The sequence below is a fragment of the Streptomyces kryoterrae genome (genome assembly GCF_054072135.1).
Window position 1 is genome coordinate 3,251,982 of the sequence record NZ_CM133358.1, and the last position, 13,721, is coordinate 3,265,702.

General features: G+C 70.5%; 10 protein-coding genes. 6 read left to right on the top strand and 4 right to left on the bottom strand.

What is annotated here, in order from left to right; translation table 11 throughout:
* Window positions 1-13 precede the first annotated feature (13 nt).
* The gene (locus ACW4TU_RS13580) at window positions 14-805 is read left to right on the top strand and encodes a hypothetical protein (protein ID WP_457427939.1); all 792 of its coding nucleotides are present in this window, start codon (window positions 14-16) and stop codon (window positions 803-805) included.
* 11 nt (window positions 806-816) lie between these two features.
* Here ACW4TU_RS13580 and ACW4TU_RS13585 read toward each other — a convergent pair whose 3' ends face one another.
* Complete coding sequence (locus ACW4TU_RS13585; protein WP_457427941.1) at window positions 817-1,320, bottom strand: MarR family winged helix-turn-helix transcriptional regulator; 504 nt, start codon at window positions 1,318-1,320, stop codon at window positions 817-819.
* A gap of 375 nt (window positions 1,321-1,695) precedes the next feature.
* A complete protein-coding gene (gene lon, locus ACW4TU_RS13590; protein ID WP_457427943.1) occupies window positions 1,696-4,110 on the bottom strand; it encodes an endopeptidase La in 2,415 nt (804 codons plus the stop codon).
* A gap of 177 nt (window positions 4,111-4,287) precedes the next feature.
* On the opposite strand from lon, the gene ACW4TU_RS13595 reads away from it, so the two are divergent.
* Window positions 4,288-4,947 carry a GNAT family N-acetyltransferase gene (locus tag ACW4TU_RS13595; RefSeq protein WP_457427945.1) on the top strand — a complete coding sequence of 220 codons (660 nt, stop codon included), beginning with the start codon at window positions 4,288-4,290 and terminating at the stop codon, window positions 4,945-4,947.
* Here ACW4TU_RS13595 and ACW4TU_RS13600 read toward each other — a convergent pair.
* Window positions 4,944-5,726: a rhomboid-like protein gene (locus tag ACW4TU_RS13600; RefSeq protein WP_457427947.1), complete on the bottom strand. Its 783-nt coding sequence runs from the start codon at window positions 5,724-5,726 to the stop codon at window positions 4,944-4,946. The two genes, ACW4TU_RS13595 and ACW4TU_RS13600, sit on opposite strands and share 4 nt — an antisense overlap.
* 149 nt (window positions 5,727-5,875) lie before the next feature.
* On the opposite strand from ACW4TU_RS13600, the gene ACW4TU_RS13605 reads away from it, so the two are divergent.
* From ACW4TU_RS13605 to ACW4TU_RS13620, 4 genes are all read left to right on the top strand, one after another.
* Entirely contained in the window at window positions 5,876-6,571 is a 696-nt protein-coding gene (locus tag ACW4TU_RS13605; protein ID WP_457427949.1) for a spermine/spermidine synthase domain-containing protein, read from the top strand.
* A gap of 144 nt (window positions 6,572-6,715) precedes the next feature.
* Window positions 6,716-7,453 carry a response regulator transcription factor gene (locus ACW4TU_RS13610; protein ID WP_006383578.1) on the top strand — a complete coding sequence of 246 codons (738 nt, stop codon included), beginning with the start codon at window positions 6,716-6,718 and terminating at the stop codon, window positions 7,451-7,453.
* Window positions 7,450-8,559 (top strand): HAMP domain-containing sensor histidine kinase, encoded by a 1,110-nt coding sequence (locus ACW4TU_RS13615; RefSeq protein WP_457427952.1) that lies wholly within the window; start codon window positions 7,450-7,452, stop codon window positions 8,557-8,559. The genes ACW4TU_RS13610 and ACW4TU_RS13615 overlap by 4 nt, the downstream gene beginning before the upstream one ends.
* Window positions 8,560-8,862: 303 nt before the next feature.
* The gene (locus ACW4TU_RS13620) at window positions 8,863-12,651 is read left to right on the top strand and encodes a multifunctional oxoglutarate decarboxylase/oxoglutarate dehydrogenase thiamine pyrophosphate-binding subunit/dihydrolipoyllysine-residue succinyltransferase subunit (RefSeq protein WP_457427954.1); all 3,789 of its coding nucleotides are present in this window, start codon (window positions 8,863-8,865) and stop codon (window positions 12,649-12,651) included.
* Between the two features lie 123 nt (window positions 12,652-12,774).
* On the opposite strand, the gene ACW4TU_RS13625 is transcribed toward ACW4TU_RS13620, so the two are convergent.
* The gene (locus tag ACW4TU_RS13625) at window positions 12,775-13,536 is read right to left on the bottom strand and encodes an SDR family NAD(P)-dependent oxidoreductase (protein ID WP_457427956.1); all 762 of its coding nucleotides are present in this window, start codon (window positions 13,534-13,536) and stop codon (window positions 12,775-12,777) included.
* Window positions 13,537-13,721 lie beyond the last annotated feature (185 nt).

Below are 13,721 nucleotides of genomic sequence, written 5' to 3' on the forward strand. Positions count from 1 at the left end.
GCAGACTGGCTGGATGCGTACTGAACTCGTCACGGAGCCAGGCGATCCGGCCCGCCCCAATGAGGACTTCGCGGCGATCGGACTTCCCGCCTCGGGACAGGGCGGTTCGCTCGTCCTGCTGGACGGGGTGACTCCTCCCAGGGCCGCCACGGGTTGTCTGCATTCCGTCCCCTGGTACACGGCCCGGCTCGGCGGCGCGCTGACCGAACTGTCTGTTTCACAACCGGATATGCCCCTCACCGAGATCCTGGCGGCCGCGATCTCCCGCACCGCCGGGACCCACGCGCGGACCTGTGACCTTTCTCACCCACGCACCCCCCAGGCGACCGTGGTTCTCGCCCGCTGGTCACCGGCCACCGTCGAGCACCTGGTCCTGTCCGACTCGGCCCTGCTGACCGAGTCCCCGGACGGCACGGTCACCGCGCACCTGGACGACCGTCTGTCCCGCGTCCCCCGCGCTTCCCTGGCCACGGACGCGATCGCCGACGCGACGGTACGCAACAGGGAGGGCGGTTTCTTCACGGCGGCGGCCGATCCGTCGGTGGCGTCCCGCGCGGTGACGGGCTCACTCCCGCGCGCCGAGGTCCGCGCCCTGGCCGCGCTGACGGACGGGGCGACCCGCTGGGTGGAGAGGTTCACCGAGGGCGACTGGACGGCCTGCTTCACCGCCGTACGCAAGGAGGGCCCGGGGGCGCTGGTGAACCGCGTAAGGGAGCTGGAGCGGGCGGACGCGGACGGGGGCCGCACACGCCTTGGCCGCAGCAAGACACACGACGACGCGACGGTGGTGTACGTGGAGCTGTAGAGCGAAAGGGTCTACTTCTCCATGCCCAGGTTGAGCCGGTGCAGCAGCCGGGCCAGTTCGGCCACCTCGACACGGTCCCAGGCGGCCAGCTCGCGCACGTACCGCTCCCGTCGTGCCTCCCGGACCGCGCGGAAGCGGACGCGGCCCTCGTCCGTGAGGTGGACGAGCCAGGCGCGTCCGTCGGCCGGGTCCGGCTCGCGGGCGATGAGGCCCAGCTCCTCCAGGGCGCGCAGCTGGCGGGACATGGTGGCCTTGCCGACGCCGATGTAGGCGGCGAGCTCGGTGGCACGCTGACGCCCGCACTCCTCCAGCCGCACCAGCAGCCCGTACGCCGACGCCTCCAGGTCGGGATGGACCTCGCGGGCCATCTCCCCTGAGCTGGCCCGGGCGCGCCGCAGGAACACCGTCAACTCGCGCTCCAGGGCGAGGAATTCCCGCTCGACCCCGCGCCCGGGGGTGGTGGACCCGACATGCCGCCCGCCGGGGTTCCCCTCGCCGTTCCCGTCCTCGTGCACGTCAGCACCCCTGATCCGGTTTCGCCGCTCTGAAGGTTTCCGCCCAACACGGCCATTGCCGCAGCTCGGACAGTATTTCGCAGGCTGGGGCGCCGGTGTCACCGAGGGTTCCCTCCAACCTCCGAACCGGCGTACGGGAAGGCCCGGACCCCTTCCGGGACCCGGGCCCTAGGACCTGTCATTTGGATCACGCCTGGGCCGCGGGGTGTGGCACGCACATCTGCCGCGTTGTCGTCGGTTGCCAACGCTCCGCGTTGACGCCCTCCTCCGCCTTGCAGCTGCACGCACCACACCCCGCTCACCGGCAGACAAAGGCGCCGCAGCCCGAAACCGACGTGATCCAAACGACAGGCCCTAGCCGACCGGCAGCGTCCGTCACGCCGCTGCCGGAACCCTCACCTCCGCCGAGTTCTCCGCCGGGGTGAGCGCCAGTTCGAGGACCTGGCGGACGTCCGTGACGGCGTGGACGTCGAGCTTCTCCAGGACCTCGGCCGGGACGTCGTCCAGGTCTGCCTCGTTGCGCTTCGGGATGATCACGGTGGTGACGCCGGCCCGGTGCGCGGCGAGCAGCTTCTGCTTCACACCGCCGATGGGCAGCACCCGCCCGGTCAGCGAGACCTCGCCGGTCATGGCGACGTCCGTCCGGACGAGCCGTCCGCTGAGCAGCGAGGCGAGGGCGGTCGTCATGGTGACGCCCGCGCTCGGACCGTCCTTGGGCACGGCCCCCGCCGGGAAGTGGATGTGCACGCCCCGGTCCTTGAGGTCGCCCACGGGCAGCTCCAGTTCGGCGCCGTGCGAGCGCAGGAAGGAGAGCGCGATCTGCGCGGACTCCTTCATGACGTCACCGAGCTGCCCGGTGAGGGTCAGTCCGGCGGCGCCGGTCTCCGGATCGGCGAGCGATGCCTCGACGTAGAGGACGTCACCGCCGGCCCCGGTGACCGCGAGCCCGGTCGCCACCCCCGGTACGGCCGTACGCCGCTCGGCCGGGTCCGTGGCGGACTCGGGCACATGGTGGGGCCGCCCGATGAGTCCGCGCAGGTCGTCCTCCGTGACGGTGAACGGCAGCTTCCGCTCCCCGAGTTCGTGCTGTGCGGCGACCTTGCGCAGCAGCCGCGCGATGGACCGCTCCAGGTTCCGGACGCCGGCCTCCCGCGTGTACTCCCCGGCGAGCTTGCGCAACGCGCTCTCGTCGAGGGCGACTTCGGCGCCTTCCAGGCCGGCCCGCTCCAACTGCCGGGGCAGCAGGTGGTCCCGGGCGATGACGACCTTCTCGTCCTCCGTGTACCCGTCCAGCCGGACGAGCTCCATCCGGTCGAGCAGGGCCTCCGGAATGGCTTCCAGGACGTTGGCGGTGGCGAGGAACACCACGTCGCTCAGGTCGAGTTCGACTTCGAGGTAGTGGTCGCGGAAGGTGTGGTTCTGTGCCGGGTCGAGGACTTCGAGCAGCGCGGCGGCGGGGTCGCCCCGGAAGTCGGAGCCGACCTTGTCGATCTCGTCGAGGAGAACGACGGGGTTCATGGACCCGGCCTCCTTGATGGCCCGCACGATGCGCCCGGGCAGCGCACCGACGTACGTACGCCGGTGGCCGCGGATCTCGGCCTCGTCCCTGACCCCGCCCAGCGCCACGCGGACGAACTTGCGCCCCATGGCGTGCGCGACGGACTCGCCGAGGCTGGTCTTTCCGACCCCGGGCGGCCCGACGAGCGCGAGCACGGCGCCACCACGACGCCCGCCGACGACCCCGAGCCCGCGCTCGGCGCGCCGCTTGCGCACGGCGAGGTACTCGGTGATGCGCTCCTTCACGTCCTCCAGGCCCGCGTGCTCGGCGTCGAGCACGGCCTGGGCGCCCTGGATGTCGTACGAGTCCTCGGTCCGCTCGTTCCAGGGCAGTTCGAGAACGGTGTCGAGCCAGGTCCGGATCCAGCCGCCCTCGGGCGACTGCTCGGAGGACCGCTCCAGCTTGTCGACCTCCTTGAGCGCGGCCTCGCGCACCTTCTCCGGCAGGTCGGCGGCCTCGACGCGGGTCCGGTAGTCGTCGGACTCCTCGCCGTCCTTCTCTCCGTTGAGGTCGCGCAGTTCCTTGCGTACGGCTTCGAGCTGCTTCCGCAGCAGGAACTCCCGCTGCTGCTTGTCGACGCCCTCCTGGACGTCCTTCGCGATGGTCTCGGCGACGTCCTGCTCGGCGAGGTGGTCGCGCAGCTGCTGGGTGGCGAGCTTCAGCCGGGCCACCGGGTCGGTGGTCTCCAGCAGTTCGATCTTCTGGTCGGTGCTGAGGAAGGGCGAGTAACCGGAATTGTCGGCAAGGGTGGAAACGTCGTCAATGGCCTGTACGCGGTCGACAACCTGCCAGGCGCCGCGCTTCCGGAGCCAGGCGGTGGCAAGGGCCTTGTATTCCTTGGCGAGTTCGGTGACATGACCGGGCACGGGGTCCGGGACGGTCTCGTCGATCCGCGTCCCCTCGACCCACAGCGCGGCCCCCGGGCCGGTGGTCCCGGCGCCGATCCGCACGCGCCCCCGGGCTCGGATGAGGGCGCCCGGATCCCCGTCGGCCAGCCGGCCGACCTGCTCGACGGTGCCGAGGACACCGGTGTTCGCGTACGTCCCGTCGATACGCGGCACCAGCAGAACCCTGGGCTTGCCGGGCTCGCTGCCCGCGGCGGACTGGGCGGCCTCCACGGCGGCCCGCACCTCGGCGTCGTTCAGGTCCAGCGGAACAACCATGCCGGGCAGCACGACCTCGTCGTCGAGCGGCAGCACGGGCAGTGTGAGCGGTGTGGACGTCGAAGCCATGATCTCTCCTTCGGCACTCAAGTTGAGCTATGCCGACTCAATGCTTGGCGACGGCCGGTTGTTCCCCATCCCGTGTTCGCCGTGAGCGATCACCTCTGCCGCCCCGGCCGGACCTGCACATACAGTCATCCACGTAACACTCATTGCTGCATATCAACCATTACACAGGGAGTTGGCGTGGACGGAACCGTGCGGGCCTGGGTCGACGGCTGGGTGGTCTCGCGCGGGGCGTCACCGCCACAGGTCGAGCCCTGGGGCTACACCATCGACGTGGGCACGGCCGAGCAGGTCACCCGGCACGTCCTCGACGCGGTGAACGACGGCGTCGAGGAACGGACCGTCCGGAAGGTGGCCGACGCGGTGACCGGAACGGGCGTGTGGCTCAAGGTGTTCGACGACCCGGCGACGGTCGGCGGATGGCTCGGCGAGGGCTGGTGGGTCGCTCCCGAGCCGGGCTTCCTGATGTCGGTCCCGCTGACCGCCGCGGAGCCGCCGGCCGTCCCTGACGGCTACCGGGTACGCGTGTGGACGCGCGGCGGAGTGACCCGCGTCCTGCTCGCGGCGCCGGACGGCTCCTGGGCGGCCCGCGGCCAGCTCGCCCCGACGGGCCGGACGGCGGTCGTCGACCAGGTGGCGACCTCGCCCGCACACCAGCGCCGGGGCCTGGGCTCCTTCGTGATGCGCACACTCGCCCAGGAGGCCGTCACCCAGGGCGCGGAGAGAGGCGTACTGGCGGGAACTCCGGACGGACGGGCGCTGTACGAGGCCCTGGGCTGGCGGGTCGAGGCGCTCCTGACGAGCGCGAAGTACGTCGGGGCGGCCGGCCGAAGGCCCTAGACCCGCCTCCGCCGCCGGATCCAGGGCCAGGTGGCGACCCCGATGGCCAGCGCCATCACATGACCCCAGTTGGTCATCGGGTCGGTGTAGGCGACCAGGTCCTGCACCAGCATCCCGCCGAACAGCAGCAGCAACGGCCACCCCAGCCAGGGCCGCAGCAACCCCGCCAGCGCGCCCACGCTCGCCGCGACCCCGAAACTGACCCCGTAGTCGAGCCGGTGCAACGAACTTTCGGGCAGCCACCCCATCAGCACCGCGAGCCCCACCGGCACCTCGGTCGCGAGGGTGGCCAGCACATGGCCGAGCGCGAACACCCCGGCGGTACGCGGCCCGCCGATCCGCCGCTCCAGCGCGGTAAGGACAAGGAGGAGGACAACGGCGTACGGCGATGTCACGCCGCCCACGACCCACAGCGCGCTGGCGGCCAGCACGAAGACGGGAGTCCGCAGGAGATGGGCGACATCGGTACTGGAGCCCTGGTGGAGGGCGTGCACAAGGGCGGGGTCGGCGTGCTCGGCGACGAAGGCCGTGACCAGGAGGACGGCCGCGAACGTGAAGGTGAACGGGGTTCCGGTGGGGGTGGGGAGGAGATGCCAGGGGCGGCCGACCCGCCGCCCGGGGGCAGCCTTCTCAGGCGCCAGGGGCCGCACGGACACGGCGTTTGCCGGTCCCCGCTGCCTCGGCATCCCGTCCAGCAGCCGTACCCCCTCCGCGACGGGCGCGCCCGAGGGCGCCGGTGAACCCGTCGTCACATCACCCTTCGCATCGGCCCGTTCCACGGTGAGGCGCTCCTTCCGTTTCGCCCCACCCTTCGCCTCCGCCCACGCTGTTGTCTGTGACCCGCGCCACGACCCGGCCGATTCACAGCAAGCCGACAGGCCGCACAAAGGCCGAGCCCATCCGGGCCGCACTGCGCCAAGATGTCCCCATGACCCACCCGACCACCTCCCACGACACCCCCGAAGTCCTGGACCGCCGCGAGGGGCCGTACGGCGAGGTCGTCCTGCGGCGGCACGGGGAGTTACTGCAGATCATCGCCAACGGGTGCTTCCTGATGGACACTTCGGACGGCCGGTCCGAGCGCCTCCTCGTCGACGCCGCCCTCGACGCCCTCACCCCCGGCACCCGGGCCTCGGCCCCGCACGTCCTCATCGGCGGCCTCGGCGTCGGGTTCTCCCTCGTGCACGCCGCGGCCGACCCCCGCTGGGGCGGCATCACCGTCGTCGAACGTGAACCGGCGATCATCGGATGGCATCGGAACGGGCCGCTCGCCCCGCTCTCCTCCGACGCCCTCGACGACCCCCGTACCGCGATCGTCGAAGCCGATCTCGTGAGATACGTCAATGAGACCTCCGCCACATTCGACGCGCTGTGTCTCGACATCGACAACGGCCCGGACTGGACCGTCACGGAGGACAACCGGAGCCTGTATTCGCAGGCCGGACTGGCAAGCTGCGCAAGGGTGTTGAGGCCGGACGGGGTACTCGCGGTGTGGTCCGCGCAGCCCTCCCTGGAATTCGAGGGAACTCTACGGAATGCCGGATTCCGGTCAGTACGCACCGAAGAGATCCACGTTGCCCGGGGAGTCCCGGACGTCGTCCATCTCGCCGTCCGACCTGGATAGACCCCTCGCGGTGACTGCCCGTACTCTGCTTCCCTGACGCCGATCACTCATCCGATCAGTCGTGCGTCAATCGCAGTCATGCGCGGACAAGCGCAGCCAAGGAACCACCCCACTGGTTCCGGAAAGCACACTCAGGGGCGGGCGATGGAGCAGACACACACCTCCCAGAACGGCGCGACGGCGACTCCCGGCGCCCAGCGCCGGGTACTCGTGGTCGAGGACGATCCGACGATCGTCGACGCCATCGCGGCCCGTCTGCGCGCCGAGGGATTTCTCGTGCAGACCGCAGGCGACGGGCCGGCCGCCGTCGACACCGCCGAGGCCTGGCAGCCCGATCTGCTGATCCTCGACATCATGCTGCCCGGGTTCGACGGGCTGGAAGTATGCAGGCGGGTGCAGGCCCAGCGGGCCGTGCCCGTCCTGATGCTCACCGCGCGCGACGACGAGACCGACATGCTGGTCGGCCTCGGGGTCGGCGCCGACGACTACATGACGAAGCCCTTCTCCATGCGCGAGCTGGCCGCCCGGGTGCATGTGCTGCTGCGCCGGGTCGAGCGGGCCGCCATCGCCGCGTCGACGCCGCGCTCCGGCATCCTGCGGCTCGGCGAGCTGGAGATCGACCACGCACAGCGACGGGTGCGGGTGCGCTCCGAGGACGTGCACCTCACGCCCACCGAGTTCGACCTGCTCGTCTGTCTCGCGAACACCCCCCGCGCCGTCCTCTCGCGCGAGCAGCTGCTCGCCGAGGTGTGGGACTGGGCGGACGCCTCCGGCACCCGCACCGTCGACAGCCACATCAAGGCGCTGCGCCGGAAGATCGGCGCCGAGCGGATCCGTACGGTGCACGGGGTCGGCTACGCACTGGAGACACCGACGCCATGAACCGGGGGCGGCCGGCCGCACGGAGGAGCCCCGGGGAGCCCTGGGGCGGCGTACGCCCGTTCTCGATCAAGACCAAGCTGGGCGCACTGGTCGTCGTCTCGGTGCTGATCACCACCGGTCTGTCGATGATCGCGGTGCACACCAAGACGGAGCTCCGCTTCATCACGGTCTTCTCGATGATCGCCACACTGCTGATTACGCAGTTCGTGGCCCATTCGCTCACCGCGCCGCTGGACGACATGAACGCGGTGGCCCGTTCCATCTCGCACGGCGACTACACGCGCCGGGTGCGCGAGAACCGCTGGGACGAGCTGGGCGACCTGGCCCAGACGATCAACGTCATGGCCGACGAGCTGGAGGCCCAGGACCGTCAGCGCAAGGAGCTGGTGGCGAACGTCTCGCACGAGCTGCGCACCCCCATCGCGGGTCTGCGCGCCGTGCTGGAGAACGTCGTGGACGGGGTCTCGGCCGCCGATCCCGAGACCATGCGGACGGCGCTCAAGCAGACCGAGCGCCTCGGGCGGCTGGTGGAGACCCTGCTGGACCTCTCCCGGCTCGACAACGGGGTCGTACCGCTGCGCAAGCGCCGGTTCGAGGTCTGGCCGTACCTCTCCGGTGTGCTCAAGGAGGCCAACATGCTCGCCTCCACGCGCGCGGGCATCGCGTCGGGCTCCGGCGGTCACACCCGTAACGACGTCCATCTGCACCTCGACGTCAACCCGCCCGAGCTGGTCGCGCACGCGGACCCGGAGCGCCTTCACCAGGTCGTCGCCAACCTGATCGACAACGCGGTCAAGCACAGCCCCGCGCACGGCCGGGTCACGGTGAAGGCGCGGCGCGGGCCACTGGCGGAGTCGCTGGAGCTGGAGATCCTGGACGAGGGCCCCGGCATCCCGCGTTCGGAGTGGCACCGGGTCTTCGAGCGGTTCAACCGCGGCGGTGTCAGCGCGCCGCACGGGCCGGGCAGCGACGGCGGTACGGGCCTCGGGCTGGCCATCGCCCGCTGGGCGGTCGATCTGCACGGCGGCCGGATCGGGGTGGCCGAATCCGAGCGGGGTTGCCGGATTTTGGTCACCCTTCCGGGAGAGCCGTCCGGACCAAGTTGACGTAAAGTGCGAAGCGGAGCCGCAAGATCCACCTGGCATCCGCGCTGGCGGACGCGCATGGACACGTGTGATTGCTCACAGGCCCGCACATTTGGTGCGCCCGGCCGACAATTTGGGTTTCCCAGACGTGTCCCTTTCGGACCGGAACCTCGCTTGTTTCCCGCCATTTCACCCCCCGAAACCCGATTATCGATGTGACTTACGCGACGATGAACGGACCCGGACTGACCTTTCGGCCACGGGGGCGTAGCCTTAATTCCCGCTGTCCATCACCTTGTGAAGCGGAAGAGGGCGGTTGCCGCCGTGTCTGCACAGTCCCCCAGTAACTCATCGAGCATCTCGACCGACGAACCCGCAGGTAACCCTGCGGCGGCGTTCGGACCCAACGAGTGGCTCGTCGACGAGATCTATCAGCAGTACCTCCAGGACCCGAATTCCGTAGACCGTGCCTGGTGGGACTTCTTCGCCGACTACAAGCCCGGGGCGCCAGACGCCTCGACGGCTACGGCGGGTGCTGCGGCCGCGGGGGCCGCAGAGACCACCACGACCGCCCCGGCGGCTCCGGCCACCCCGGCGCCGGCTCCCGTGACCCCGGCCGTACCGGCTCCGGCCGCTGCTCCCCGGTCCTCCGCAGCCGCTCCGGCCGCCAAGCCCGCCGCCGCGGCGCCCACGCCGGCCGCCGCCAAGCCCAAGGCCGCTCCCGCGGCCGAGGCCGGCGCCGTGGACGGTCCGGAGTTCGTGACGCTGCGCGGTCCGTCCGCGGCGGTGGCGAAGAACATGAACGCCTCGATCGAGGTGCCCACGGCCACGTCCGTGCGCGCGGTCCCGGTGAAGCTGCTCTTCGACAACCGCATCGTCATCAACAACCACCTGAAGCGGGCCCGGGGCGGGAAGATCTCCTTCACCCACCTCATCGGCTACGCGATGGTGCAGGCCATCAAGGCCATGCCGTCGATGAACTACTCCTTCGCGGAGAAGGACGGCAAGCCGACCCTCGTCAAGCCGGCGCACGTCAACTTCGGCCTGGCCATCGACCTGGTGAAGCCCAACGGCGACCGCCAGCTCGTCGTGGCCGGCATCAAGAAGGCCGAGACGCTGAACTTCTTCGAGTTCTGGCAGGCCTACGAGGACATCGTCCGCCGTGCCCGCGAGGGCAAGCTGACGATGGACGACTTCACCGGTGTCACGGTCTCCCTGACCAACCCCGGCGGCCTCGGCACCGTCCACTCGGTCCCGCGTCTGATGCCCGGTCAGTCGGTCATCATGGGCGTCGGTTCCATGGACTACCCGGCGGAGTTCCAGGGCACGTCCCAGGACACCCTGAACAAGCTCGGCATCTCCAAGGTCATGACACTCACGTCGACCTACGACCACCGGGTCATCCAGGGCGCCGCCTCCGGCGAGTTCCTGCGGGTCGTGGCGAACCTCCTCCTCGGCGAGAGCGGCTTCTACGACGAGATCTTCGAGGCGCTGCGCATCCCCTACGAGCCGGTCCGCTGGCTCAAGGACATCGACGCCTCGCACGACGACGACGTCACCAAGCCCGCCCGCGTCTTCGAGCTGATCCACTCCTACCGGGTCCGCGGCCACGTCATGGCCGACACCGACCCGCTGGAGTACCGCCAGCGCAAGCACCCCGACCTGGACATCACCGAGCACGGGCTCACCCTCTGGGACCTGGAGCGCGAGTTCGCGGTCGGCGGCTTCTCGGGCAAGTCGCTGATGAAGCTGCGCGACATCCTCGGCGTGCTCCGTGACTCGTACTGCCGCACCACCGGCGTCGAGTTCATGCACATCCAGGACCCCAAGCAGCGCAAGTGGATCCAGGACCGCATCGAGCGCCCGCACAGCAACCTGGAGCGCGAGGAGCAGCTGCGCATCCTGCGCCGGCTGAACGCGGCCGAGGCGTTCGAGACGTTCCTCCAGACCAAGTACGTCGGCCAGCGCCGCTTCTCGCTGGAGGGCGGCGAGTCCGTCATCCCGCTGCTGGACGCGGTCCTGGACGCCGCCGCCGAGTCCCGGCTCGACGAGGTCGTCATCGGCATGGCCCACCGCGGCCGGCTGAACGTTCTCGCGAACATCGTCGGCAAGTCGTACGCGCAGATCTTCCGCGAGTTCGAGGGCAACCTCGACCCGAAGTCGATGCACGGCTCCGGCGACGTGAAGTACCACCTCGGCGCCGACGGTGTCTTCACCGGCCTGGACGGCGAGCAGGTCAACGTCTCGCTGGCCGCCAACCCCTCCCACCTGGAGACGGTCGACCCGGTCATCGAGGGCATCGCCCGCGCCAAGCAGGACATCATCAACAAGGGCGGCACGGACTTCACGGTCCTGCCGGTCGCCCTGCACGGTGACGCGGCCTTCGCGGGCCAGGGCGTGGTGGCCGAGACCCTCAACATGTCGCAGCTGCGCGGATACCGCACCGGCGGCACGGTCCACATCGTCATCAACAACCAGGTCGGCTTCACGGCGGCGCCCGAGTCCTCGCGTTCCTCGATGTACGCGACCGACGTGGCCCGCATGATCGAGGCGCCGATCTTCCATGTGAACGGCGACGACCCCGAGGCCGTCGTCCGCGTCGCGCGCCTGGCCTTCGAGTTCCGCCAGGCGTTCAACAAGGACGTCGTCATCGACCTCATCTGCTACCGCCGTCGTGGCCACAACGAGACCGACAACCCGGCGTTCACGCAGCCCCTGATGTACGACCTGATCGACAAGAAGCGCTCGGTGCGCAAGCTGTACACCGAGTCGTTGATCGGCCGGGGCGACATCACCCTCGAGGAAGCCGAACAAGCCCTCCAGGACTTCCAGGGCCAGCTGGAGAAGGTCTTCACGGAGGTCCGCGAGGCCATCTCCACCCCGGGCGAGGCGAACTCCGGCGCCCCGCAGGCCGAGTTCCCGGCGACCGTGCAGACCGCGGTCTCCCAGGAGGTCGTCAAGCGCATCGCCGAGTCCCAGGTCAACATCCCCGACCACGTCACCGTCCACCCGCGGCTGATCCCGCAGTTGCAGCGCCGGGCGGCGATGATCGAGGACGGCACGATCGACTGGGGCATGGGCGAGACGCTCGCGATCGGCTCCCTGCTCCTGGAGGGCACCCCGGTGCGCCTCTCGGGCCAGGACTCCCGGCGCGGCACCTTCGGCCAGCGGCACGCGGTCCTCATCGACCGGGTCACCGGCGAGGACTACACCCCGCTCCAGTACCTGTCGGACGACCAGGCCCGCCTGAACGTCTACGACTCGCTGCTCTCCGAGTACGCGGTCATGGGCTTCGAGTACGGGTACTCACTGGCCCGCCCCGACGCGCTCGTGATGTGGGAGGCGCAGTTCGGCGACTTCGTCAACGGCGCGCAGACGGTCGTGGACGAGTACATCTCGGCGGCGGAGCAGAAGTGGGGCCAGACGTCCGGCGTCACGCTCCTGCTTCCCCACGGCCACGAGGGCCAGGGCCCGGACCACTCGTCCGCGCGCATCGAGCGGTTCCTCCAGCTGTGCGCCCAGAACAACATGACGGTCGCTCAGCCGACGCTCCCGTCGAACTACTTCCACCTCCTGCGGTGGCAGGTGCACAACCCGCACCACAAGCCGCTGGTGGTCTTCACCCCGAAGTCGATGCTGCGCCTCAAGGCGGCGGCCTCGAAGACGGAGGAGTTCACGACGGGCGCCTTCCGCCCGGTCATCGGCGACGCGTCCGCCGCCCCGGCGGACGTCCGCAAGGTCGTGTTCTGCGCCGGCAAGCTGTACTACGACCTTGAGGCCGAGCGGAACAAGCGCGGCATCACGGACACGGCGATCATCCGCATCGAGCGTCTGTACCCCCTCCCGGGCGCGGAGCTCCAGGCGGAGATCGCCAAGTACCCGAACGCCGCGAAGTACCTGTGGGCGCAGGAGGAGCCGGCGAACCAGGGCGCGTGGCCCTTCATCGCCCTCAACCTGATCGACCACCTGGACCTGGCGGTCGGCGCGGACATCCCGCACGGTGAGCGTCTGCAGCGCATCTCGCGCCCGGCGGGCTCGTCCCCTGCGGTGGGTTCGGCGAAGCGTCACCAGGCGGAGCAGGAGCAGCTGGTGAGTCAGGTGTTCGAGGCGTAGGCCTGCGAACTCACCTGCGCGAAGGGCCCGTTCCCAAGTCTCCAGGACTTGGGAACGGGCCCTTCCGGGTTTTGGGGTACTGGGCCGGGGCGGCCCGTACGGCGGTCGTCGTGACGGCGCCGTTCAGCGGCCTCCCGTCACCGCGAGGTCCTGGCCGGTGATGTTGCCGTTGGCACCGGAGCCGAGGTAGAGCACGGCGGAGGCCACGTCGGCGGGGGTGCTGAGCCGGCCGGTCGGGGTGGCCGCCTCCTCCTCGGCACGGCGGGCGGCCGGCACCATCGCGGCGGCCCTGGGGGTCAGGGTCAGCCCCGGGCTGACGAGGTTGACCAGGACGCCGGAGCCGCTGAGGTCCCACACCAGGCTGCTGACGAGGCCGCCGAGGCCGCTCTTGACGGTGCCGTAGAACTCCCGGCCGGGTTTGCCGAGCCGGGCCACCGCCGACGACACCAGGACGATCCGGCCCCAGCCGGCGCGCCGCATGGACGGCAGCACCAGCTGGACGGTGCGCAGCGTGTCCAGGGTGTTGTCGGTGACGAAGCCGGTCCACTGGTCCGGGGCCAGCTCCTCGAAGCGGATGCCCGGCGCGCGCAGACCGCCCGCCATCATGGCCCCGGCGACCAGGACGTCCACGCCGCCCCAGCGCTCCTCGACCGCGGCGACGGCCGCCTCGGCGGAGCCGTCCTCGCCGATGCGGTACCGGACCGTCATCGCGTCGTCGTTCTTGGCGCCGAGCTCCTCGGCGAGGGCCTCGGCGCCCGCCGCGTCCTGGGCGTAGCCGAGGGCGACCCGGGCCCCCTGCGCGGAGAACGCGCGGGCCACCGCGCCGCCGATACCGCCGGTGGCACCCGTCACGAGGACGGTGCGGCCGTCGAGTGCGAAGTCCATTGAGTACTCCCGTTCTCGGTGAGCCGCGACCAGGACCTGTCCGGCGGATCAGGTCGGAGGATGGTTGCGGCGCCAGACAAACACAGGTGAGCGGGGCTTGGTACGTCCGGCTGCCCCGCGTCTGCGGCATGATCCGCGGGACAGGCCCTGGGGCCCGTCGCCACATTCCGTCGTCAGCCCGCAGG

Bases quoted from the DNA above. Each gene is read 5' to 3' on its own strand.
- ACW4TU_RS13615 (WP_457427952.1), top strand. From the start codon at position 7,450: ATGAACCGGGGGCGGCCGGCCGCACGGAGGAGCCCCGGGGAGCCCTGG.
- ACW4TU_RS13580 (WP_457427939.1), top strand. From the start codon at position 14: ATGCGTACTGAACTCGTCACGGAGCCAGGCGATCCGGCCCGCCCCAAT.
- ACW4TU_RS13625 (WP_457427956.1), bottom strand. From the start codon at position 13,536: ATGGACTTCGCACTCGACGGCCGCACCGTCCTCGTGACGGGTGCCACC.
- lon (WP_457427943.1), bottom strand. From the start codon at position 4,110: ATGGCTTCGACGTCCACACCGCTCACACTGCCCGTGCTGCCGCTCGAC.
- ACW4TU_RS13605 (WP_457427949.1), top strand. From the start codon at position 5,876: ATGACCCACCCGACCACCTCCCACGACACCCCCGAAGTCCTGGACCGC.
- ACW4TU_RS13610 (WP_006383578.1), top strand. From the start codon at position 6,716: ATGGAGCAGACACACACCTCCCAGAACGGCGCGACGGCGACTCCCGGC.